Here is a 23,876-nt window from a genome sequence, read left to right on the forward strand (position 1 = left end):
TCTTCAATTTCCGGGTTATTCATTGATAAAAAATAACGAATGTGCGTGCCATAACAGCCAGTCCTCGGGATGCCGGACGATCGAACTCTCAACAATTTCTGGCAATTTGGCTTTCACGCTGCGCGCCGGGATCGGCGGATCAATATGGATTTTTATCTCTTTGTCGTAATACAGGTAATAAAACACCACCTGCGCCGACAGCGCCCGGGCAATGCGGATCAAGCCGCTGTGCAAATTGGCCGGGCGATCAAACAGGCGGCAACTGAGCTTTGCCGTTTGCGCCGTATTGGTATTGACGGTGTAATCCGGCGAGATATCCGGGAAAATCATGATATTGCGTTGATGATCGGCCGCTTCCATAATCGCCCCCATCAGATTGCCGGCAATTTCCCGGTTATCATCATGGATCGAGCAGTAGGACAGGTTAACGCCCCCTAACTCCCGCGCCTTGGCGTGATACACCTCAACGCTAACGGAAACTATCGCCGTCGCCTGCCCCGGAAACACCCCGGCACCCACCATGCCGGCCAGCACGTCAGAGAGCATATGCAGCGGTGCCAGCACCACGGGGTGCCCTGCCTGATGCAAAGGTTCGACAACCGCATTAAGCTCAGCCTGGCAGCGAGCCAACTGGGCTGCGACCTGAGGGCTCTGGCCGTAGGTTGCGGCCAGCTCCAGTAAACGGCGGCGCTGACTGGTGCGGGCAAAATTCCCTTGGTAGTCAGCCCCGAGCAGAGATTGCTTGTTGGCCTCGGCCACAAAGGCACGCCGACGATCGCCCCGGTTACCTAATCGCAGCCAGCGGCCCAGCGCCGCCAGCCCAAGGAACCAACGGTAGCTGCCATGGCGCAGCAGCCAACAAACCGTCTTGCCGTATGCTCTGCGCAAGGGCAACAAACTGCGAGCAATGCCTGTGAGCGCCTCTCTCCACGCCAGATATATCCACACGGCAAATAAACGCATTATTTCTCCAGCGGTTTGTCATGCTGCAACAGTGACAACAGATGATCGGCAAACTCAGGGAATTCGCGATCCTGCAGGGCCAGCCACTTTTTGTTGACGATAAACGTTGGGGTCGCCTTGATTTTGTAATACCCAGACACTTTGGTCATATAGTTCAGCAACTCTGCCACCTGCGGTGTCTGGCTGGCTTTGTTATAAGCCTCAATATCGATACCGTTTTTCGTTAACCATTGATCGCGGATGCCTGGGTTAGTCAGATCGATTCTTTGTTTAATGATGGCGTCATAAGCGCTTGCACGGTGCTGTGATTCAATGCCCATCACCGTCAGGGTGGCAAACAACGGGGCGAAGCTCGCCAAACCATCATTGTTCAGGTTGGCAATGTGCAAGCGAACGAATTGAGTCCCGGCCGGCATCCGGGCTTCCATCTTGGAGACATCCTCGTCATTCAAGGCACAATAGTGGCAACCGTAAGAGAAGATCTCAATAATCGTATTATCCGTATTTATCGGACTGATTTTAATATCGTCCTCGCCGAGCATAGTCAGAGCCTGTTGCTCAGGAGCAGAATTCTGATTCAGTATAAAATAGTGGAAATAAGCCGTGGTGATCAGCGAAGAGATAATAATAACCAAAAGGGTATAGGCGAAAAGATAAAAGGGCTTCTTGAACATGATCGCAGCGTCCTAAATTACATATACCCAAAATCTTTCAAGGTTGCGTGCTAATACCCACCAACCTTAATGCATAAGGGTAAATCGATTAGCACTTAATAACGGAGGGATATTGATCGTTTTAGTCAGGCAGGCTGGCAATAATCCTTGCAGCAGTCACATCCCAGTCCATTAAAAATGCACGAGAATCAAACAGGCTGATGCGATAAACCCTACCGCATCAGCACTGGCATCAGTTCCTGTCAGACAGGATACCGATGTTTACATTATGGCTGCGCAGGGCAGCTGCTCAGCGCAACTGGTTTGCTGTCAACGCTAACAACCTTGCCATCTTTGTCTACACAAGTGGTAACAGCATTACAAGTGGTTGGAGTCAGGTTTACATACTCAACGCTACAGGTTTTGCAAGTGCCGCCAACGATTGTGCTAGCTTCAGAAACGTTTAATTTTTTCACAACATCATCCTTATATAAAAGTGAAATTTAATAGCCCTAGTTATTTCCATCATAAATAATAGAAAAAATCTATGCTCAATATAAAGGCACGATAACTCATGCCTTTATTAAAGCATGATATTAGAATAGTTAATTATTCCCTCTACTGCAGTGATGACAACGATAGCGCTATATTTAATGCATTTCAATAATAATTTTAGCATCAAATATCACGAAAACATTATATTACAGAACATCCGATCAAGGATATTTCTTACATACAGGTAGGTTAATACTCTAAAAATAACAATAATAGCCTGAATATACCGCATGAGAGACCCAAAGGCTAATGCAGGATCATTCTTATTACCTAAGAATAATCATCCACTAAAAATCAGAAGGTTTTAGCGAAAAATCAGACGTTTCGCAGCCTCACCGGCGGTTCAAAGGGAAGAGGTGAGACTTGCAAAGGCAGCGTCGTCACTCGGTTGTGAAGCACTACGCATTCTTTTTCAACGCTGAGTAACGCGGACACATTGTGATGGAACAACTACGCATAATTCTTATCCTCTTCTCGCCACCGGATTTTGAGCATTTTAACGTTGCCTCCTGATCACTACGGAGGAAACAACAGATGGGAACACAACGCGGTTTTACCCTGATCGAATTAATGGTGGTTATCGCCATCGTCGCCATTCTCAGCGCCATTGGCATCCCAGCCTATCAGCGTTATATCCAGAAAGCCGCCATGACTGACATGCTGCAGGCCATGGTGCCCTATAAAATGGCGGTTGAACTGTGCGCGCTGGAAGGCGGCGGCCCGTCAGGCTGCGATGCAGGGACTAAAGGCATCCCCGCCGGGGCAGCAACCCGCTATGTCAGCAGTATTCAGGTCAGCGGGGGTACCATCAGCCTCGTTGGTACCCAGAGCTTGCAAGGGCTAACGGTGACGCTGACCCCCACCACCGACGCCACCGGCCCGATGCGCTGGACGCGCCAATGCAACAGCAGTAACACCAGCCTGCTGGAAACCTGCCAGGAAGTTTTCCGTTTTGATGATGCCACCCAGTGAGGAACCTGCATGGAAATCAGCGATGAAATCCACGCGCTGTGCCAGCGTTACCAGGCGCTGGCCCTTAGCGAAGACGCACAGCGGCTGACTATTGCCCTGCATGGCGAAATCCCTGTGGCTCTGGTGAGCGCGCTGCGTTTCGCCACTGGTAAAAGCGTTGGGATAGAACAATGGCCTATTGCACGGCTGGAGCAGGCACAGCACCAACGGCAACCTCTCGCCCTGGTGCCTGCACAGGAAAATACCGAGGAACAATCCCCTTCGCTTAATGACGACGGCGATACTCCGGTGGTGCAATTCATTAATCAGACGCTGCGCAGCGCCATCCAGCGGCGCGCCTCTGACGTACATTTTGAGCCTTATCAGCAGAGGTTCCGCGTCAGGTTAAGGATTGACGGTGTCCTTCAGGCTATCGCTTCCCCACCCTTTTCGCTGGCAGCCAGGATCACCGCCAGACTGAAGATCATGGGGCAGTTGGATATCGCCGAGCGCCGCCTGCCGCAGGATGGCCAACTCAGCGTGCAGTTAGATAACGCCAGTTTCTCAATGCGTATCTCTACCCTACCCACGCTGCATGGTGAAAAGGTAGTGCTGAGGATCCTGCAAACCGACCGCCAGGAATTACCGCTCGAACAGCTTGGCATGAGCCAGGAAGCGCTTGGATCTTATGCCGATGCCCTCTGCAACCCGCAAGGCATGATCCTGGTTACCGGCCCAACCGGCAGCGGTAAAACCGTGACGCTGTACAGCGGGTTACGCCAGTTGAACGATGCGCAGAGCAACCTGTGCAGCGTCGAAGATCCCATCGAGATCCCGGTATTCGGTATTAACCAGACGCAGGTCAACAGCAAAACCGATCTGGATTTCGCCCGCGTGTTGCGTGCTCTGCTGCGCCAGGATCCGGATGTCATCATGATCGGCGAGATCCGCGATAAAGAAACGGCCGAAATTGCCGTCAAGGCAGCTCAAACCGGGCATCTGGTGTTATCGACCCTGCATACCAATTCCACCTGCGAAACCCTGACCCGCCTGACCCAAATGGGCATTCCCGGTTACCTGCTGGCGGCCTGCCTGAAACTGGTGATTGCCCAACGCCTGGTGCGGCGTTTGTGCATCCATTGCCGCTATCCACAAGTGGAGATCCTGCACTTCCCGGCCGCTATCTGGCCAGAACCCCTGATCCCGTGGCGTGCAGCTGGCTGTGAGCATTGCTTTGGGGGTTATTACGGTCGGATTGGCGTCTACGAGTTGCTGAAGATCACCCCGGAGATCCAGAACGCCCTGATGCAAAATGCCTCGGTGAGACAGTTGGCCGATATTGCACAACAGCAAGGCCAGGTGGCGCTGTTGCAAGCAGGCCTGACGTTGGTCGCTCAGGGAACCACCTCGCTGGAAGAGCTATATCGCGTGGTTGGGGTAACCACTCAGACAGAGAGCAAACCATGAAAACTCGCCGCCTGTTTGTTTGGCAAGCTATCGACAGCCAGGGTGGCATTCGCAATGGCGAACTGCTGGCGGAGGAGAAAAATCAGGTCTATCAGCACTTGCTGGAACAGGGGTTACAACCTTATCAAATGGGGCCTGGGAAACGGGTTTCTGCACGTCAATGGCGTGGCGAGCCGATGATCCAATTCACCCGCCAGTTGGCAACCCTGTTGCAGGCCGGGCTACCGCTGGTCAATAGCCTGGAGCTGCTGGCGCAGGAGCATCAAGCGGCGGCCTGGCGCTGTCTGTTGCGGGAAATCAGCCACAGCGTGGCAATGGGGCACCCCTTTTCCGAAGTGATTGCCGAGCAGCATCGCGTATTCCCCTTAATCTATCGCCAACTGATCGCCATCGGCGAATTGACGGGTAATCTGGATCGCTGTTGCCTGCAGTTGGCACAGCAGCAAGAAGCCCAGCAGAAGCTACAGAAGAAGGTCCTGAAGGCACTGCGCTACCCGCTGTTTATCTGTCTGGTGGCCATGGTGGTCACTATTTTAATGTTGGTGATGGTGCTGCCGGAGTTTGCCAAGATTTATCAATCTTTCGATGCTCCATTACCCTGGTTTACCCAGGGCCTGCTGGCACTGTCTGGCGTCTTGATCGCTACCGGGCCTTATCTGTTGCTCGCGGTCGCTGGGCTGGCAGGGTTTTATTGGCGCTGGCTGCATCCGTTGGCGGATTGGCAACAACGTGAACAGGCGATGTTGCTGCGCATCCCGTTGATTGCCTCGTTGGTCAAGGGCAACTGCCTGAGTCAGGTATTTCGTATTCTGGCCATGACCCAGCAGGCGGGATTAACGCTGGTGGCAGGGCTAAGTGCGGCGAAGCTATCGGTGAATATTGTGTTTTATTGCCAGGCGCTGACGGCGATAGAACAGCAACTGTCCCAAGGATATCCCTTCCACAGTGCGCTGGCTCAACAGCCGCTGTTTCCCTCGCTGTGCCAGCAGTTGGTGCGGGTGGGGGAAGAATCCGGCACGTTGGATATTCTGTTGGACAAGCTGGCGGTTTGGCACGAACAACAGACCTATGAACTCGCCGATACGCTGGCACAAACGCTGGAACCATTGCTGATGATAGTGGTAGGAGGGATTGTGGGAACGCTGGTGGTCGCGATGTATTTGCCGATATTCCAGTTGGGGAATGTGCTGGGGTAATTCCCTGTTTGATAAGGGCGCAGCATGCGGCGCCCCACCATGTCAGACCGTTATTTGCTGCCGAAAACGCGGTTTTCCTGCTCCGCCACGCGGATAAAGGTGGTGCGCTTGGTCAGCTCTTTCAGACGCTCTGCGCCTACGTAAGTACAGGCAGAACGCAGGCCGCCGAGAATATCGCGCACGGTAAACTCGACTTCACCACGCAGTGGCAGCTTGACGGTTTTACCTTCTGCCGCACGGTAGCCAGCTACCCCACCCACATGGCGTTTCATGGCGGACTCTGAGCTCATGCCGTAAAACAGCATGAATTTCTCACCGTTCTCTTCCACCACGGTGCCTTCACATTCATCGTGCCCGGCCAACATGCCGCCCAGCATGACAAAGTCTGCACCGCCGCCGAAGGCTTTCGCCACATCGCCCGGAACAGAACAGCCGCCATCGCTGACAATCTGCCCGCCCAGACCGTGTGCAGCATCGGCACACTCGATCACGGCGGAAAGTTGTGGATAACCTACGCCGGTTTTCACACGGGTAGTACAGACCGAACCAGGGCCAATCCCGACCTTCACGATGTCGGCACCGGACAGCACCAGCTCTTCCACCATTTCACCGGTAACCACGTTACCCGCGCAAATCACATGGCTTGGGCAGGCTTCACGGGCTCTTTTCAGGAAGGCCACAAAGTGTTCGGAATAACCGTTGGCCACGTCGATGCAGATAAATTTCAACAGCGGAGAGAGCGCCAGGATCTGCTTCATCTTGACGAAATCGGCTTCAGAAGTCCCGGTAGACACCATCACATGGCGCAGCACGGATTCAGGCACGCGCTGAACGAACTCAGCCCATTGCTCTACGGTGTAATGTTTATGAACGGCGGTGAGAACGTCGAAGGATGCCAGGGCCTCGGCCATGCGGAAGGTGCCAACCGTGTCCATATTGGCGGCGATAATCGGCACACCGGACCAGTTCCAACCTGAATGTTTGAAGGTAAACTGACGCTCCAGTTCAACTTCCGAACGGCTTTTCAGCGTGGAGCGCTTAGGGCGGATCAACACATCTTTAAAGCCTAACTTCAAATCTTCTTCAATACGCATGACTGATGATTTCCTGGTTTTTGGCGACGGATCGCAGAGGGATTTCGAACCTCTACCCTACAACTTGAAAGACGACGGGTAGGTTATTGCCAGTTCCAGTGATGCTATCATACGCACTAATAATCACTCGGCAAGACTGCGATTTCACCTTTATTTGCGGTACAATCCCACAAATTTACCTGCTACACCCCAATGTGATTGCCGCCTCATTTTCCCGATGCCACGACTCAATATTTCTCAGCTGAAACCTCAAGCGCGAGGTAAGCCACGCGCGCCCGCTTGCACTTCTGCGCGATCGCTTTATGATTCGTTTATTATTTTTGGTGAAATCAGGATCCCCTTCGACCATGGCCTACATAGTGGCATTAACCGGCGGTATCGGCAGCGGCAAATCCACCGTAGCCAACGCCTTTGCACGTTTAGGCGTGGTCATTGTTGATGCGGATATCATCGCTCGCCAGGTTGTTGAGCCTGGAACCCCGGCATTGGACGCTATTGCGGCACATTTTGGTAATGAAATGTTGCTGACGGACGGATCCCTCAACCGTGCGGCTTTACGTCAGCGGATCTTCAGCGATCCCGACGAAAAGCGCTGGCTAAACCAGCTGCTGCACCCTCAGATCCAGCGGGAAACGCAGCGACAACTAGCCAACGCCCAGAGTTGTTACGTACTATGGGTAGTACCCTTGCTGGTAGAAAACGGCCTGCAAGATCGTGCCGACCGCGTTTTAGTGGTGGATGTCGACAGCGAAACACAATTGGCCAGAACCATGGCCCGCGACGGCATCGACCGCCAACAGGCGCTAAATATTCTGTCTGCACAGGCCACGCGTGAACAGCGCCTGGCCGTTGCGGATGACGTCATTGACAATAGCGGCAGTGCACAGGAAATCGCATCCCATGTCGCCGCATTGCATCAACACTATCTTGAGCTGGCAACTTCAGCGACCCGACAGGATCACACCGAATGAGTGACGCTTCCCCGACTGTTCTCTTTGAACACCCGTTAAATGAAAAAATGCGTACCTGGCTGCGGATCGAGTTTTTATTGCAGCAGCTCCATGGCCAAAGAGCACTGAGCGAAACGGCAATCGCCCTGACTTTTTTCCGCACCGTTGCGGACCTGCTGGACGTATTGGAACGTGGCGAAGTGCGCACCGAACTGCTGAAAGAGCTGGAACGCCAGCAGCAGAAATTACTGCAATGGGCAGAGTTGCCCGGTGTCGATATCTCGGTGGTCAATCAACTACGCAGCCAATTGAAAGGTTGCGCCTCAGCGCTGATGTCTGCCCCACGTATGGGTCAGGCACTACGTGAAGATCGGCTGATAAGCCTGGTTCGCCAGCGTCTGAGCATCCCTGGCGGCTGTTGCAGCTTCGATTTGCCAACGCTGCATATGTGGATGCACGTGGCGCAACATGAACGTGATGCCGACGTGGCAGAGTGGTTGCAAACCCTCGAACCTTTGAATCAGGCGCTGACCATCGTGTTGGATCTGGTGCGCCAGGCCGGACCGTTCCGCAATCAGATCAGCCTTAACGGCTTCTTCCAGGATAACGCCGAGGGTGCAGATCTGTTACGCTTACGTATTAATCTGGCTTACCAGCTTTACCCGCAGATTTCCGGCCACAAGACGCGCTATGCCATCCGTTTCCTGCCGCTAGACAGTGAAAACGGCGTAGTGCCGGAGCGTCTGACCTTTGAGCTGGCCTGCTGTTGATGATAACCCCTTGGATTTTAAGAGGGAGCAAGGAATGAATATGACCGTAGTAAAATGCCCAACCTGTGGCAAAGGCGTGGTTTGGGGCGAAGTCAGCCCATTTAGGCCGTTCTGCTGCAAGCGCTGCCAGCTGATCGATCTGGGTGAATGGGCCGATGAAGAGAAGCGTATTCCCAGCAACGAAGATCTGAACGAAAGTGAAGATTGGTCGGAGGACCGGGAGCCGCTTTGAACACGGCTTGCAGCGTGCCTTGGTGCCCCCTCACCCTAACCCTCTCCCACAGGGAGAGGGGACCGAACGTGCCACAGATTATCCCCTGCACCTGACCGCGACTCCGGGTTAGCCCCCTCTCCCCATACCCGTGTTCATGAAACTCTCAGCCTTTACATCGGGAGAGGGCTGGGGTGAGGGGAAATAGCCAACCTTGACTGACCAACGTTACGGCCAAAAATTTACTGTGCGGCACTGGCCTGCGCCACCAGCAGTTTGATGATAATGACATTGGCTTCGGGGAACTCTTCCTCGCGCAGATCGGCCTGCTTCACCCAGCGCATCGGCTGCCCTTCACGGCCATAGGGTTCGCCCGCCCACTCTTCCACCAGATAGAAATTCAGCGTCACAATCCGATCGGTGAAGCGGTGCTCCAGCACCTCCAATAGTCGAGCCTGTTTAGTGTCGATCCCGGTTTCTTCGAGTAATTCGCGGCCTAATGCCTGTTCCGGCGTTTCGCCCTGCTCAATCTTGCCGCCAGGGAATTCCCAAAAACCCGCCATGTGCGAATCCGCAGCGCGGCGCGTGATGAAGATTTCCTGCTGTGGGTTACGGATAATCCCTACGGCGATGTTCAGGTGCTTCATCGCATCCTCCAGATCTTGATAGCTAAAAAAAGGGCTCAGCATGCTGAGCCCTTCAGGTTGATGTAAAAATGGAACAGCGAGGGCGCAGCATGCAGCGCCCCTACGTAGTGGGCCCCGAGACCCACTCACCGCGCCTGGCTTACTTTTGCAGGCGGCCGTGGCACTGCTTGTATTTCTTACCGGAACCACAAGGGCAAGGATCGTTACGCCCTACTTTGCGTTCGGCGACTGCCGGAGCATTCGGATCGGTGATCGCCAGGGCGTTTTCTTCCTGGTGGCTCAGCTGTTGCTGGCGTGCCAGACGCTCGGCTTCTTCACGGCGTTGCAGTTCCAGAGCTTCAACCTCTTCCGGCATGCGCACCTGAACCTTGCTCAATACGCTGATCACTTCATATTTCAGCGATTCCAGCATGGTGGCAAACATGTTGAAGGATTCACGCTTGTATTCCTGCTTCGGATCCTTTTGCGCATAGCCACGCAGGTGAATACCCTGACGCAGGTAATCCATCGCCGCCAGGTGCTCTTTCCACAGGGAGTCCAGCGTTTGCAGCATCACGCCTTTTTCGAAGTTGCGCATCATCTCAGCGCCAACCACTTCTTCTTTGCGCAGGTAATCTTCCTTCGCTTTCGCCATGATACGCTCACGCAGCGTTTCTTCGTGCAGCTCAGGTTCTTTATCCAGCCACTCGGCGATCGGCATATCCAGATCGAAGTCGTTTTTCAGGCGCTCTTCCAGACCCTTCACATCCCACATCTCTTCCAGCGACTGCGGCGGAATGTAGCTGTCGATGGTAGTCTTGAACACGTCTTCACGGATGCTGTTGATGGTTTCGCTCACGTCGGACACGTCGAGCAATTCATTACGCTGGCTGTAGATCGCACGGCGCTGATCGTTGGCCACATCATCGTATTCCAGCAGTTGCTTGCGAATATCGAAGTTACGGCTTTCAACCTTACGTTGTGCGTTAGCAATGGCTTTGGTGACCCATGGGTGCTCGATGGCTTCACCATCTTTCATACCCAGTTTGCGCATCATGCCAGAAACGCGATCCGAGGCGAAAATACGCATCAGCGCATCTTCCATCGACAGGTAGAAGCGGGAAGAACCGGCATCACCCTGACGGCCGGAACGACCACGCAGCTGGTTGTCGATACGGCGTGATTCGTGACGCTCGGTACCGATAATATGCAGACCACCGGCGGCCAGCACGGCATCATGGCGAATTTTCCAAGCCTCTTTAATTGCAGCAATCTGCTCTTCCGTCGGCTCTTCCAGGTTAGCCACTTCGCTCTGCCAGCTACCGCCCAACACGATATCGGTACCACGACCGGCCATGTTGGTGGCGATGGTGACCGCGGCAGTCTGGCCAGCATTGGCGACGATATCCGCTTCCATGGCGTGGAACTTGGCGTTCAGAACCTTGTGTTCAATACCAGCCTTGGTCAGTTCGCGGGAAACCACTTCAGACTTCTCGATCGAGATGGTACCTACCAGCACCGGCTGGCCGTTGGCGGTACGTTCACGGATATCTTCAATGATCGCGGCGATCTTCTCTTTCTCGGTCATGTAGACCAGATCCGGCATATCTTTACGGATCATTGGGCGGTTGGTTGGCACCACGATGGTATCCAGCTTGTAGATCGAGCTGAATTCGAAGGCTTCGGTGTCCGCCGTCCCGGTCATACCGGCCAGCTTCTCGTAGAGACGGAAGTAGTTCTGGAAGGTGATCGACGCCAGCGTCTGGTTTTCGTTCTGAATGTCTACGCCTTCTTTGGCTTCGACTGCCTGATGCAGACCATCGGACCAGCGGCGGCCCTGCATGGTACGGCCGGTGTGTTCGTCAACGATAATGACTTCACCGTCTTTAACGATATAGTCAACGTCGCGGGTGAACAGCACGTGGGCACGCAGTGCGGCAGTAACGTGGTGCATCAGCATGATGTTAGTCGCGGAATACAGCGATTCGCCTTCATCCATGATGCCCGCTTCCACCAGCATCTCTTCGATCATGATCAGGCCGCGTTCGGTCAGGTGAACCTGGCGTGCTTTTTCATCGACCGAGAAGTGCCCTTCACCCTGGAAAGTGTCGGAGTCTTCTTTTTCCTGACGGATCAGCTGTGGGATCAGCTTGTTAACCCGCTTGTACATCTCTGAGCTGTCCTCGGCCGGGCCGGAGATGATCAGTGGCGTACGCGCTTCGTCGATCAGGATGGAGTCAACCTCATCCACCAGCGCATAGTGCAGTTTACGCTGCACGCGCTCTTCCGGGCTGAACGCCATGTTGTCACGCAGGTAGTCAAAACCGTATTCGTTGTTAGTGCCGTAGGTAATATCGGCAGCATAGGCTTCACGCTTGGCCGGAGCAGGCATGCCCGGCAGGTTGATGCCTACGCTCAGACCCAGGAATTCGAACAGCGGACGGTTGTTTTCGGCGTCACGCTGGGCTAGGTAGTCGTTGACGGTAACTACGTGTACGCCACGGCCGCTCAGGGCGTTCAGATAGGCAGGCAGGGTTGCGGTCAGCGTTTTACCTTCACCGGTACGCATCTCGGCGATACAGCGATCGTTAAGTACCATCCCGCCCAGCAGCTGCACATCGAAGTGACGCATACCGAATACCCGCTTACTGGCCTCACGCACCACGGCGAAGGCTTCCGGGATCAGGCTTTCCAGCACTTCGCCCTTTTTCAGACGCGCACGGAATTCATCGGTCTTGGCCTGCAGTTCGCTATCAGACAGTTTTTCCATGTCTGGTTCCATACGGTTGATCACCTCAACCGCTTTGCGCATGCGGCGCAGGGTACGATCGTTGCTGCTACCAAAAACTTTGGTCAATAGTTTAATTAACATGATTCTTCATATCTCTTACGCGACGACACCATAATGGCCGTCAACAAGCTGTTGTTTTGTTTGTTTTTGCTGCCCAGGGGGCAAAGATTAGCCGAGGACCGCAGGCCCGGCGCGAATACCTTGCACCTGAGCGAGCCATAGCCCGGCCTGATGCTGCGCCAAAGAAGGTACGATGGGGTGATGGGTATCACGAATGATAGTCGGTGGTTTTGGCTCGTGCGTCAGTAGCGCATTGAGCGTGGAAAGCAGGGCAAGCTGAGCAGGTTCAACTGCAACGCTCTCCGCTTCCTGCACCCGGGCATAGACGGCCTGAGGTGCCAGAGCAAAAGAGAGGTGACGAATGACGGTGCGAAGCGCATGCTGGTGCCAGTAATCAACGTTAAACGTTGGGCGACGATGCACTTCTTGCAGTAACGCCAGGCTATTGAAGGCGTGACTGGCTGAATTTTGTCGGTTAAGACTGGACGAGGTGCTCGGTAATGCGCTTTGATCGACAGTGCCGGACAAATTTTGCGGTACGCCAAGCGTAGCCGCTACCATCCCCAACAGGAGATGAGGCCAGAAATAACGTCTGCCAAATTGTCGCCAACGATTTAGAATACCGATCACGTGTTTATTATCCGCCGGAGCCCATTATGCGCGATAGCCGTCCACAATTATTAGATATCCTGTTTGACGACGCGTCTGCAACAGAGAAAGGACCGCTGCATAACGTTCAGCAACGCGCTATCGCGCTACTGAAACTCAATCGTGCCGTGAAGGGGTTATTGCCCGCTCAGCTGCACCCTTGGTGCCGTGTCGCCAACTTCAGACAGGGTATTTTAGTGCTGGAAACCGCCAATGCCAGTTGGATGATGCGCTTACGCTATGAACAACCCAGCCTGCTATCCGCACTACGAGCGCAAATTCTACCATCTTTGTCGTCAATCGACATCAGGATTAATCCATCGCTGATGGCAAAAGGCAGCAGTCAGGTACAAAATCTAGGCAAAGGCACGGGAAGCGGTCAGCAAGCAGAAGTTCCCATGCGTCACTTGAGCCTGGAAAGTGCAGAGGCATTACGGGGATTGGCGGCACAGAGCCCAGAGAAATTACGCAAGATTTTAGAACGACTGGCCTCGTTGGCAGGAGAGAGAGCCAACGCGACCGGTCGTGATAACTAATTGACGTCTTGGCAGCTTAGGCCAGTACGGTTGATGGAGCTTTGAATGCCAGTGGCATTTCGGCTTCATCCTGGAATGTCACGTATTCCCAAGCTTCCTGTTTCGCCAGCACGGCTTGCAGCAGCTTGTTGTTCAGCGCATGGCCTGATTTGTACGCGGTGAACGCGCCAATGATGTTATGGCCGCACATGAACAGATCGCCGATGGCATCCAGCATTTTGTGGCGTACGAATTCGTCTTCGAAGCGCAGGCCGTCTTCGTTGAGGACACGATAGTCATCCACCACAATCGCGCAATCGAAGCTGCCGCCCAGGGCCAGGCCACGGGACTGCAAATATTCGATATCACGCATGAAACCGAAGGTACGCGCACGACTGATTTGACGTACGAACGAATCGGCTGAGAAATCCAGACGATAGCGTTGGGTACTGGCATCAATCGCCGGGTGGTTGAAGTCGATGGTGAAGTCCAGGCGGAACCCGTTATGCGGGGACAGCTCTGCCCACTTGTCGCCATCTTCAACACGTACCGTGTCTTTCAGACGCAGGAATTTCTTCGCCGAGTTCAGCTCTTCGATGCCGGCATCCAGCAGCAGATAGACAAACGGGCTGGCACTACCGTCCATGATCGGGATTTCGGCAGCGTCAACTTCGATAATGATGTTGTCGATACCCAGGCCCGCCAACGCAGCATTCAAATGCTCAACGGTGGAAATACGCACGTCTGACTCATTAACCAGGCAAGTACAGAGCATGGTATCACGCACGGATTTGGCATCAGCCGGGAAATCTACCGGTGGATTCAAGTCAGTGCGACGATAGATGACCCCGGTATTAGCCGACGCTGGGCGCATTGTGAGCGTGACTTTCTTGCCGGTATGTAAACCGACACCAGTCGCCTGCACAATACGTTTTAATGTCCTTTGTTTGATCATCGTTTTATCTCGCAATGTTATCAATCCAACCAGCCAAGCATACAGCAAGGCCGGCGGGACAGTTTAGCACAAAGAGCGGAGATTCCAAATTATCGGTTTATTCCTAATCTGCCTGCTTGCGCAGGAAGGCCGGGATATCCAGATAATCAGGCTCTTTGTTAGGTTGCGCGCTCTGATCGTTCACCACCTTGGCGGCAGGTTTCACTTCCTGCTGCAGCGGTGACATACCATGCTGCTGGTAACGGTGATCCATCACTGGCTGGCTGGCCTGTTTGTTGGTTACCAGAGTGATTTCAGGACGTTTGTCCATACCGATACCGGTCGCGACCACGGTCACGCGCAGTTCGTCGTTCATTTCCGGATCCAGCGAGGTACCGATGACCACGGTCGCATTGTCGGAAGCGAAAGCACGAATGGTGTTACCCACGGTTTCGAATTCATCCAGACGCAGGTCGAAGCCAGCGGTGATGTTGACCAGTACGCCACGGGCGCCGGACAGGTCGATATCTTCCAGCAGTGGGCTGGAGATCGCCATTTCCGCCGCTTCCTCGGCACGGTCTTCGCCACAGGCGACGCCAGAACCCATCATCGCGTAGCCCATTTCGGACATCACGGTGCGCACGTCGGCAAAGTCAACGTTCATCAGGCCTGGGCGGGTGATCAGTTCGGCAATACCCTGTACCGCGCCTTTCAGCACGTCGTTGGCCGCGCCGAACGCGTCCAGCAGAGAGATGCCACGGCCCAGAACTTTCAGCAACTTGTCGTTCGGGATGGTGATCAGCGAGTCCACGTGCTTGGAAAGCTCAGCGATACCCTGCTCAGCGAATGCCATGCGCTTCTTGCCTTCAAAATTGAAAGGCTTGGTCACCACGGCCACTGTCAGAATACCCAGATCTTTTGCGACTTCAGCGACCACTGGCGCAGCACCGGTACCGGTACCGCCACCCATGCCGGCCGCGATGAAGACCATGTCTGCACCTTCCAGGGCGGCGCGCAGGGCTTCACGGTCTTCTTCCGCTGAATTGCGACCCACTTCAGGGTTCGCGCCTGCACCCAGACCTTTGGTAATACCGCTACCAATCTGGATGGTTTGGCCAACTGCCGTTTTACGCAGCGCCTGAGCGTCTGTATTAACGGCGAAGAATTCAACACCTTCGATGCGCTCGCGCACCATGTGTTCAACGGCGTTGCCACCGCCACCGCCGACGCCGATGACTTTAATCACCGCGTCATTGGTTAGTTCCATTGGTTCAAACATAGTTTCTCTCCGTTTTGTGCCTGTCGCTGCGAGATCATAAAAAGATTACTCAGCATGATCTCTTTGTCTAAACATTAAAACTCTTTTCTCAGCCAGCTATTGATGCGTTTAAACCAATTGCCCACCGAGGCGCGTTTTTCTACTTCTGCCTCACCGCTGAGGTGAGATTCTTTTCCATAGTGCAGTAGCCCGACCGCTGTAGAATAGTAAGGCTCTTGCGCGTAATCCGTCAGACCCGTGATGTTCAAGGGTTGGCCGATGCGTACCTGGGTATGGAATACCCGTTGCGCACAAGCTGCCAGGCCATCAATCTGGGCGGCACCGCCGGTCAGCACAATACCCGCTGCCAGATGATGCTTCACCCCTTGCTGACGCAGTTGCTCCTGCAATTGCAATATTTCATCGTTAACCAGATTCAACAGTTCGGTATAGCGCGGCTCAATCACTTCAGCCAATGTCTGTCTTTGCAGACTCCGAGGAGGCCTTCCCCCTACGCTAGGAACCTCAACACTTTCATCCTTGCTAACAATCGACCCAAGTGCACAACCGTGTCGAACTTTAATCGCTTCTGCGTCGGTCGGCGGCGTGCCGAAGGCGTAGGCGATATCGCTGGTGACCACGTTCCCGGCGTAAGGGATCACTTTGGTGTGGCGTAGCGCACCGCCGGTATAGACAGCCATATCCATGGTGCCACCGCCGATATCAACCACACAGACGCCAAGCTCGCGCTCATCTTCGGTCAGCACCGCATAGCTGGCGGCCAGACCGGCGAAAATCAGTTGGTCCACTTTCAGACCACAACGTTCCACTGCTTTGACAATGTTCTTGGCCATATCGTTATGGCAGGTGATCAGGTGCACCTTGGCCTGCATACGCACGCCGGACAACCCAACCGGGTTTTTGATACCTTCCTGATAGTCGATGGCGTATTCCTGAGGAATAACGTGCAGGATGCGGTGTTCGTCACGCACACGTACCGATTTGGCAGTGTGCACCACGTTTTCCACGTCTTCCTGTGTCACTTCCTCTTCGGAGATGGGCACCATGCCGATCTCGTTCTGACAGCTGATATGCTTACCCGACAAGGCCAGGTAGACCGAAGAAATCTGACAATCCGCCATCAGTTCGGCCTGGTCGATAGCGCGCTGTACGCACTTGACTACCGATTCCAGATCGTTAACGCCACCCTTATCCATACCGCGAGACGGGCAACTGCCCACCCCGATAATGTTGACCATGCCATCGGGCAAAACTTCCCCTACCAATGCGGAGACTTTTGCAGTACCGATCTCCAGTCCAACTACCAGTTTTCTGTCCGTCGACTTGATCATTGTTGTTTTGCCTGTGCCTGATTCTGTTGCTGATTACTGTTTGGCCGATCGCCTGCCGCTGCCTGCGGGTCGATAAATGCCGGAGCCCAGCCGACTGAGGCACCGGAGTCATAGCGTAAATCGACATAGCTGACGCGCTTGTTTTCCGCTTGCGCCTGCTGCAACAGTACCGGATAGAGCCCGATAAAGCGTTGCAGACGTCCCATGCGATCGTCACGTCCCAGTTCCAGCCGAACATCGTTATCCAAAGCCAACTGCCACGAATGGCGAGCCGTCATGGACGCCATCTTGAGCTGATACTTGCTGGCTGCCAGCACGCCATTCATCGCGCGGTAACCTTCCAGAACATCCTGTTCGCTTCCTTCCGGGCCATAGAGCAACGGTAACTTCTGATTGCCCAAACGCTGCGCCGGAATGCTGAACGATTTGCCTTCGGCATCCACCATGTGCAAATCATTCCAATGTGCCACCGGGACATACTCCACCAGGTGGATTTTCAGCTCATCCGGCCACTGTTTACGTACGCTGGCCTGCTTGACCCACGGCAGACGTTCAATCTGCTGCTGGATGATATCCACATCCTGCGTCATAAAGGTGCCCGGTGCTCCCAAAGCCAAGATCGCCTGGCGAACATCGTCGTTAGTGGTGAAATGGCGTTCACCGGTCAGTACCAGCCGCGAGAGTGGCAAACGGCTGGCATCCTGCATCCAGCCCACCACTACCCAACCGCACCACAGGATGGTTCCCAGCACCATCAGCAGGAAAATCATCCCCGCCAACTGGGTTCCATTGCTGCGACGTGGGCTGTTATCCGCCTCGCGATCGCGCGCATTCAGGGCCGCTTGCGACATCTCAGTCAGCCAACGCCAGAATTCCCGCAACCAGCTGCGAGAACGTTAATCCAGACTGCCGGGCCGCCATCGGTACCAGGCTGTGGCTGGTCATGCCCGGCGAGGTGTTCGCCTCCAGCAGGTAGAAGCGGCCATCGCTGTCTTGCATGACATCAACACGCCCCCAGCCGCTGCAATCCAACCCACGGTAAGCCCGCAGTGCCAGCGCAGCCATAGCGGCTTCCTGCTGATCATCCAGACCGCTCGGACAAAAATACTGCGTGTCGTCGGCAATATATTTGGCCTGATAATCGTAAAACACACCGGCGGGCTGAATACGGATAGAAGGCAGCACCTTATCGCCCAGGATGGCCACGGTGTATTCCGGGCCACTGAGCCATTTTTCTACCAGCACATCCTCATCGTGACGGAAAGCCTCTTCCAGCGCCCCTTCAAGGGTAGCGCGTTCGGTCACTTTGCTCATGCCAACGCTGGAACCTTCACGGCTTGGCTTCACAATCAGTGGTAATCCCAGCGCTTCAATGGCGGCCAGCTGGCTTTGCCGTTCTTCGCCCAAATACTGGCGGCGGCTCAGCGCGACGTAAGGTGCCACCGGCAACCCCATCGACTGCCACACCATTTTGCTGCGCCATTTATCCATGGTCAGCGCCGAAGCCATCACTCCGCTGCCGGTATAAGGCAGTTGCAAAAACTCCAGCAGGCCTTGCAATGTACCATCTTCACCGCCACGCCCGTGCAGCGCGATGAACACTTTGGTGAACCCCTGCGCCTTCAAGTCGGTGACAGGGAAGTCACGGGTGTCGATGCCATGAGCATCAATGCCCGCTTCTCGCAACCCGGCCAGCACCGCCGCGCCAGATTGCAATGAAACTTCACGTTCTGCGGAGGTACCACCCAGCAATACGGCGACTTTATCAGCCATGATGATCCTCCTGTTTGATCTGTGGTTGCAGTTTTAGTTCAGCCAGTTTGCGCGCGATTTTACCGACATTACCGGCCCCTTGCACCAGCACCAGATCATCTCCTTGCAACAATTGCGCCAACAGCGTTGGCACGGTATCCGCATCGGACACCAAAATCGGATCCAGTTTGCCGCGGTTGCGAATGGTACGGCACAGGCTACGGCTATCGGCACCTGGAATTGGCGCTTCACCCGCCGGATAGACATCCAGCATCAGCAACACGTCAACCTGCGACAATACGTTGGCGAAATCGTCATACAGATCACGAGTACGTGTATAACGGTGCGGCTGGAAGATCATCACCACCCGCTTGGTTGGCCAACCGGCACGCGCCGCCTTGATGGTGGCATCAACTTCCGTTGGATGGTGGCCATAATCGTCCACCAGCATGGCGCTGCCCTGCTTTTCGTTCACAGCGGCCAGCGGGAACTCGCCCAGGAAGTCGAAGCGACGCCCTGTGCCCTGGAAACCGGCCAGCGCACGCAGAATGGCTTCGTCAGCAATGCCTTCTTCTGTTGCCACAGCAACCGCCGCCGCCGCGTTCAAGGCGTTATGGCGGCCCGGCGCATTCAGGGTTACCGTCATCAGCGGCTTATCCTGACGGCTCAGCGTAAAGTGCCCTTGTGGCCCTTTCTGGCTGTAGCTTTCGATACGCACGTCTGCATCTTCACTGAAACCATAAGTCGTAATATGGCGACCCACGCGCGGCAACAACTCACGCACCACCGGATCGTCAATACACATTACCGCACGGCCATAAAACGGCAGGTTATGCAGGAAGGTGATAAACGTCTGCTTCAAATTCTCGAAATCGCCATGGTAGGTATCCATATGGTCGGCTTCGATGTTGGTGACAATCGCCACCATCGGTTGCAGATGCAGGAACGACGCGTCGCTCTCATCCGCTTCCGCAATCAGGTAACGGCTGGAACCCAAACGTGCGTGGGTCCCCGCCGCCTTCACCAGCCCGCCGTTAACAAACGTCGGATCCAGACCGGCTTCGGCATAAATGCTGGAAACCATCGCCGTGGTGGTGGTTTTGCCGTGGGTACCGGCAATCGCAATGCCATGACGATAGCGCATCAGTTCGGCCAGCATTTCTGCACGCTGGATCACCGGAATGCGTGCCTCACGGGCCGCGACAATCTCCGGGTTGTCTGCCGAGATAGCGGTCGAAACCACCACTACGCTGGCATCCAGCACGTTTTCCGGGCGGTGATGGAAGTAAATCGTTGCCCCAAGCTCGCTCAACTGCTGGGTGACCGGGTTCGGTGCCAGGTCAGAACCACTGATCTCATAACCCTCGTTGGCCAACACTTCGGCGATACCCCCCATGCCGGCACCACCGATGCCAACAAAGTGGATGTGCCGGACGCGTCGCATCTCAGGCACGAAAGTACGTAGTTTCGCCAATTGTTGTGTATTCATCACTTCTCTATCTATCAGGTTCGGTTTAGCTCACAGGGGGTCATCCCTACGGCCTTACAGGGCTGCGCGAATAATTTCTGCCGCCACACGTTCTGTTGCATCCGGGATCGCCACCGCGCGGGCCTTTTCGGCCATCTTCAGCAGCGTAGGACGATCCCAGCTAGCCAGCAGTTCCGCCACGACATCGGCAGTAAACTGCGGTTGTTCGATAATTTTGGCCGCACCGGCCTCTTCCAGAGGACGTGCGTTCCAGTATTGTTGACGATCTTTGTGCTGGAACGGCACAAAAATGGCCGGTAATCCCGCCGCCGCCACTTCGCTGACGGTCAGCGCGCCAGAACGGCACACCACCACATCTGCCCAGGCATAAGCCTCTGCCATGTCATCAATAAATTCGGTTACCTTGTGCCCGGTCTGCCCTACCCTCTCGTAGTCTTGCAGCACCGTTGGCAACGCGCCCTTACCTACCTGATGCCAGAGGGCTATTCTACCGTCCAGCAGCGCGGCGACTTCAGGAACTGTCTGATTCAGCACGCGAGCCCCTTGGCTACCGCCGATAATCAGCACGCGGATTGGCCCTTCGCGCCCACTCAGACGCTCGGCAGGCAACGACAGTGCCAATACATCGGTACGCACCGGGTTACCCACTACGTCCGCATTCGGGAACGCACCAGGGAACGCCTGTAACACCTTCTTGGCAATCCGCGAGAGCCAGCGGTTGGTCAGGCCTGCAATGCCGTTCTGCTCATGCAGCACCACCGGAATACCACACTGCCAGGCAGCCAAACCGCCAGGACCAGAAACGTAACCGCCCATCCCCAGCACCACGTCCGGCTGATAGCTGCGCATAATCGCTTTAGCCTGACGCACCGCTTGCCAGATACGCAGCGGCGCGGTCAGCTGCGCCTTCAGCCCCTTGCCACGTAGCCCGGAGATGCGGATAAAATCAATCTCGATCCCGTGCTTTGGCACCAGATCGGCTTCCATACGGTCTGCGGTGCCGAGCCAGCGAACCTGCCAGCCCTGCGCCATCAGATGATGCGCGACCGCCAGCCCCGGAAACACATGCCCGCCGGTACCGCCTGCCATCACCATTAAACGCTTAGCTTTACCGCTCATCCGCTACCTCTTCACAAACGCCTGCGCTTTGGTCAGGCGCGTTTCATAATCAATTCGCAGCAACAGCACGATCGCCGTCGACATAATGATCAGGCTCGAGCCACCGTAACTGATCAGTGGCAAGGTCAAGCCTTTGGTTGGCAGCATCCCCGCTGCCGCACCGACGTTAACCAACGCCTGGAAACTGAACCAGACACCGATTGAACACGCCAGAAAACCGGAAAAACGCTGGTCTATCTCGAGCGCCCTGCGGCCGATCGACATGGCGCGAAAAGCGACGAAGAATACCATTAACAGGGCCAAAACCACACCGATATAGCCCAGTTCCTCGCCCAAAATGGAGAAGATAAAGTCGGTGTGCGCCTCGGGTAAATACTCGAGTTTTTGTACCGAATTACCTAACCCTTGCCCCCAGAACTCACCACGGCCAAACGCCATCAGCGACTGGGTTAACTGGTAGCCGCTGCCAAACGGATCGGCCCACGGGTTCCAGAATGACGTCACGCGGCGCATACGGTAAGGTTCCGCCACAATCAGCAGCACCACGGCGAACACGCCGGAACCGATGATCGCCAGGAACTGCCACATCTTCGCCCCGGCCAGGAATAGCATCGCCAGCGTGGTGATAAACAGCACCACAACCGTTCCCAAATCCGGTTGTGCCAGCAACAGTACCGCCAGCACCACCATTACGCCCATCGGCTTGCAGAAGCCCCAGAAGTTGCTGCGAACCTCCTCAACCTTGCGCACCAGATAACTCGCCAGGTAGCAGAACAGCGACAGCTTGGACAGCTCAGCCGGTTGGATACGCAACGGCCCCAGTGCAATCCAGCGGGATGCCCCGTTGACCGAGCTACCTACCACCAGTACCACCAGCAGCAAGACTATCGATAGCAGCAGCATGGCGTTGCTATAGCGTTGCCACACGGCCATCGGGATACGCAGCGTCACCAGCGACAGGCCAAACGCCAGGCCAAGGTACAGCGCATCACGCTTGGCAAACAGGAACGGATCCTCTGCCAGGCGCTGGCCGATAGGCATCGAAGCCGACGTCACCATCACAAAACCAATGATCGCCAGACCGAAAGTCAGCCACAACAGGGTACGGTCATACAGCACCATGCTGACCGCGTCGCTTTCACGCGATCCCATCACCCAGTCTTTCAGCTTGTTGGTCAGGCCGAACGTCGACACCCGTAGTCTCATCCGCCCAGCTCCTGCGCCAGACGGGCAAACTCGTTGCCACGCACTTCAAAATTACGGAACTGATCCAGGCTGGCGCAGGCCGGTGACAGCAGCACCATATCGCCTGACTGCACCTCGCGGGCAATCGCCTGCATTGCCTGCTCCATCGTTTCTGTCAGTGTGGCGACTTCCGGACGCAGTTGCGCCAGTTGCCCACCATCACGGCCAAAACAGTACAAACGTACGTTGTCGCCTTGCAGATAACGCGCCAACGGGGAGAAGTCCGCAGACTTGCCGTCACCGCCCAACAGCAGATGCAATGTACCCTTGACCTGCAGGCCGTTCAACGCCGCTTCGGTACTGCCCACGTTGGTGGCTTTGGAATCATTAATCCAACGCACGCCGTGCTGTTCCCACACCAGTTGGAAGCGATGCTCCAGGCCGGTGAAGGTGGTCAGCGCTTTCAAACTGGACGCACGCGGCAGCTTGACAGCATCGGCCAGCGCCAGGGCTGCCAGCGCATTGGTAAAGTTATGGCGGCCGGTGAGCTTCATCTCGCTGGTGTTGAGGACCTTCTCGCCGTTCACACGCAGCCAGATCTCACCCTGTTGGCGGGTGAGATGGTAATCCCCCACGTCGGCACCAAAGCTGACACAGCGCTCATCGGCACCGCGGATCGGCATGGTCAGCGCATCGTCCGCATTCACCACGCAGACCCCGGCATTTTCATAGACACGCAGTTTGGCGGCGCGGTATTGCTGCAGGCCAAACGGATAGCGATCCATATGATCTTCGGTCACGTTCAAAATGGTGGCCGCTGCGGCGTGCAGGCTGTGAGTGGTTTCCAGTTGGAAGCTCGACAACTCCAGCACGTACAGTTGGCACTCCTGGCGCAGCAGGCTTAACGCTGGCAGGCCAATATTGCCCCCAACGCCTACGGCCCAACCGGCGGCCTTGGCCATTTCGCCCACCAAGGTGGTGACGGTGCTCTTGCCGTTGGAGCCGGTGATCGCCACGATCGGCGCCTGGGCTTCACGACAGAACAGCTCAACGTCTCCGACAATCTCAACTCCGGCATCAGCCGCAGCGCTCAAGGCGGGAGTGGCCAGTGCCATGCCAGGGCTGGCAACGATCAGGTCCGCCGTCAGCAGCCATTCCTGGTTGAGATCGCCCAGATGGCGTTCAACGCTCTCGGGCAGTTGATCCAGGCCCGGCGGCGAAATACGGGTATCCATCACCCGCGGCGTCACGCCGCGAGTCATAAAGAAATCAACGCAGGACAGGCCGGTGAGGCCCAACCCGATGATGACTACCTTTTTACCCTGATAATCCACCAT

Annotated in this window: 23 protein-coding genes; 7 read left to right on the forward strand and 16 right to left on the reverse strand. The window is 55.3% G+C overall.

Translation table 11 applies throughout. The features are described from left to right. Positions 1 to 15 precede the first annotated feature (15 nt). From U869_RS0121055 to U869_RS31000, 3 genes are all read right to left on the reverse strand, one after another. The gene (locus U869_RS0121055; protein WP_025120512.1) at positions 16 to 963 is read right to left on the reverse strand and encodes an ABC transporter; all 948 of its coding nucleotides are present in this window, start codon (positions 961 to 963) and stop codon (positions 16 to 18) included. Beyond that, positions 963 to 1,637 carry a DsbA family protein gene (locus tag U869_RS0121060; RefSeq protein WP_025120511.1) on the reverse strand — a complete coding sequence of 225 codons (675 nt, stop codon included), beginning with the start codon at positions 1,635 to 1,637 and terminating at the stop codon, positions 963 to 965. Before U869_RS0121060 ends, U869_RS0121055 begins: the two co-directional genes overlap by 1 nt. A 266-nt stretch (positions 1,638 to 1,903) precedes the next feature. Next, complete coding sequence (locus tag U869_RS31000) at positions 1,904 to 2,092, reverse strand: DUF4762 family protein (protein WP_071784393.1); 189 nt, start codon at positions 2,090 to 2,092, stop codon at positions 1,904 to 1,906. Positions 2,093 to 2,705: 613 nt separating this feature from the next. Here U869_RS31000 and ppdD point away from each other — a divergent pair. From ppdD to hofC, 3 genes are read left to right on the forward strand one after another with little or no spacing between them, the layout of a single operon-like run. Further along, entirely contained in the window at positions 2,706 to 3,143 is a 438-nt protein-coding gene (gene ppdD, locus U869_RS0121065; protein ID WP_025120509.1) for a prepilin peptidase-dependent pilin, read from the forward strand. 9 nt (positions 3,144 to 3,152) lie between these two features. After that, entirely contained in the window at positions 3,153 to 4,589 is a 1,437-nt protein-coding gene (gspE, locus tag U869_RS0121070; protein ID WP_025120508.1) for a type II secretion system protein GspE, read from the forward strand. Next, a complete protein-coding gene (hofC, locus tag U869_RS0121075) occupies positions 4,586 to 5,785 on the forward strand; it encodes a protein transport protein HofC (protein WP_025120507.1) in 1,200 nt (399 codons plus the stop codon). Before gspE ends, hofC begins: the two co-directional genes overlap by 4 nt. 50 nt (positions 5,786 to 5,835) lie before the next feature. On the opposite strand, the gene U869_RS0121080 is transcribed toward hofC, so the two are convergent. Beyond that, positions 5,836 to 6,879 carry a GMP reductase gene (locus U869_RS0121080; protein WP_025120506.1) on the reverse strand — a complete coding sequence of 348 codons (1,044 nt, stop codon included), beginning with the start codon at positions 6,877 to 6,879 and terminating at the stop codon, positions 5,836 to 5,838. A gap of 347 nt (positions 6,880 to 7,226) precedes the next feature. On the opposite strand from U869_RS0121080, the gene coaE reads away from it, so the two are divergent. The 3 genes from coaE to yacG are packed head-to-tail and all read left to right on the forward strand — an operon-like array spanning position 7,227 to position 8,831. Next, on the forward strand, positions 7,227 to 7,850 hold the full coding sequence (gene coaE / locus U869_RS0121085; RefSeq protein ID WP_025120505.1) for a dephospho-CoA kinase: 624 nt from the start codon (positions 7,227 to 7,229) through the stop codon (positions 7,848 to 7,850). After that, positions 7,847 to 8,599, forward strand: a complete 753-nt coding sequence (zapD, locus tag U869_RS0121090) for a cell division protein ZapD (protein WP_025120504.1) — start codon at positions 7,847 to 7,849, stop codon at positions 8,597 to 8,599. Before coaE ends, zapD begins: the two co-directional genes overlap by 4 nt. Positions 8,600 to 8,633: 34 nt before the next feature. Beyond that, positions 8,634 to 8,831 carry a DNA gyrase inhibitor YacG gene (gene yacG / locus U869_RS0121095; protein WP_029987434.1) on the forward strand — a complete coding sequence of 66 codons (198 nt, stop codon included), beginning with the start codon at positions 8,634 to 8,636 and terminating at the stop codon, positions 8,829 to 8,831. 221 nt (positions 8,832 to 9,052) lie between these two features. Here yacG and mutT read toward each other — a convergent pair whose 3' ends face one another. The 3 genes from mutT to secM all read right to left on the reverse strand — a co-directional run bounded on the left by mutT (position 9,053) and on the right by secM (position 12,917). Next, on the reverse strand, positions 9,053 to 9,457 hold the full coding sequence (mutT, locus tag U869_RS0121100; RefSeq protein WP_025120502.1) for an 8-oxo-dGTP diphosphatase MutT: 405 nt from the start codon (positions 9,455 to 9,457) through the stop codon (positions 9,053 to 9,055). A gap of 139 nt (positions 9,458 to 9,596) precedes the next feature. After that, positions 9,597 to 12,308 (reverse strand): preprotein translocase subunit SecA, encoded by a 2,712-nt coding sequence (secA, locus tag U869_RS0121105; protein ID WP_025120501.1) that lies wholly within the window; start codon positions 12,306 to 12,308, stop codon positions 9,597 to 9,599. 87 nt (positions 12,309 to 12,395) lie between these two features. After that, complete coding sequence (secM, locus tag U869_RS0121110; protein WP_025120500.1) at positions 12,396 to 12,917, reverse strand: secA translation cis-regulator SecM; 522 nt, start codon at positions 12,915 to 12,917, stop codon at positions 12,396 to 12,398. A 26-nt stretch (positions 12,918 to 12,943) separates the two neighbouring features. On the opposite strand from secM, the gene U869_RS0121115 reads away from it, so the two are divergent. Next, positions 12,944 to 13,471: a DUF721 domain-containing protein gene (locus tag U869_RS0121115; protein ID WP_025120499.1), complete on the forward strand. Its 528-nt coding sequence runs from the start codon at positions 12,944 to 12,946 to the stop codon at positions 13,469 to 13,471. Positions 13,472 to 13,487: 16 nt separating this feature from the next. Here the strand turns inward: U869_RS0121115 and lpxC are convergent, their stop codons facing one another. The 9 genes from lpxC to murD all read right to left on the reverse strand — a co-directional run bounded on the left by lpxC (position 13,488) and on the right by murD (position 23,876). Continuing rightward, complete coding sequence (gene lpxC / locus U869_RS0121120) at positions 13,488 to 14,405, reverse strand: UDP-3-O-acyl-N-acetylglucosamine deacetylase (protein ID WP_025120498.1); 918 nt, start codon at positions 14,403 to 14,405, stop codon at positions 13,488 to 13,490. Between the two features lie 103 nt (positions 14,406 to 14,508). Continuing rightward, positions 14,509 to 15,663, reverse strand: coding sequence for a cell division protein FtsZ (ftsZ, locus tag U869_RS0121125; RefSeq protein WP_024483522.1), 1,155 nt, complete (start codon positions 15,661 to 15,663; stop codon positions 14,509 to 14,511). 74 nt (positions 15,664 to 15,737) lie between these two features. After that, positions 15,738 to 16,994 (reverse strand): cell division protein FtsA, encoded by a 1,257-nt coding sequence (gene ftsA / locus U869_RS0121130; protein ID WP_004950148.1) that lies wholly within the window; start codon positions 16,992 to 16,994, stop codon positions 15,738 to 15,740. After that, the gene (ftsQ, locus tag U869_RS0121135; protein ID WP_025120497.1) at positions 16,991 to 17,845 is read right to left on the reverse strand and encodes a cell division protein FtsQ; all 855 of its coding nucleotides are present in this window, start codon (positions 17,843 to 17,845) and stop codon (positions 16,991 to 16,993) included. The genes ftsA and ftsQ overlap by 4 nt, the downstream gene beginning before the upstream one ends. A gap of 1 nt (position 17,846) precedes the next feature. Continuing rightward, on the reverse strand, positions 17,847 to 18,767 hold the full coding sequence (locus U869_RS0121140; protein WP_025120496.1) for a D-alanine--D-alanine ligase: 921 nt from the start codon (positions 18,765 to 18,767) through the stop codon (positions 17,847 to 17,849). Next, entirely contained in the window at positions 18,760 to 20,235 is a 1,476-nt protein-coding gene (gene murC / locus U869_RS0121145; RefSeq protein WP_025120495.1) for a UDP-N-acetylmuramate--L-alanine ligase, read from the reverse strand. Before murC ends, U869_RS0121140 begins: the two co-directional genes overlap by 8 nt. Positions 20,236 to 20,289: 54 nt before the next feature. Further along, positions 20,290 to 21,354 carry an undecaprenyldiphospho-muramoylpentapeptide beta-N-acetylglucosaminyltransferase gene (murG, locus tag U869_RS0121150; RefSeq protein WP_025120494.1) on the reverse strand — a complete coding sequence of 355 codons (1,065 nt, stop codon included), beginning with the start codon at positions 21,352 to 21,354 and terminating at the stop codon, positions 20,290 to 20,292. Between the two features lie 3 nt (positions 21,355 to 21,357). Continuing rightward, a complete protein-coding gene (gene ftsW, locus U869_RS0121155; protein ID WP_025120493.1) occupies positions 21,358 to 22,560 on the reverse strand; it encodes a cell division protein FtsW in 1,203 nt (400 codons plus the stop codon). Continuing rightward, complete coding sequence (murD, locus tag U869_RS0121160; protein ID WP_025120492.1) at positions 22,557 to 23,876, reverse strand: UDP-N-acetylmuramoyl-L-alanine--D-glutamate ligase; 1,320 nt, start codon at positions 23,874 to 23,876, stop codon at positions 22,557 to 22,559. The genes ftsW and murD overlap by 4 nt, the downstream gene beginning before the upstream one ends.

Source organism: Serratia sp. H1w (genome assembly GCF_000633355.1).
Taxonomy (GTDB): domain Bacteria; phylum Pseudomonadota; class Gammaproteobacteria; order Enterobacterales; family Enterobacteriaceae; genus Chania.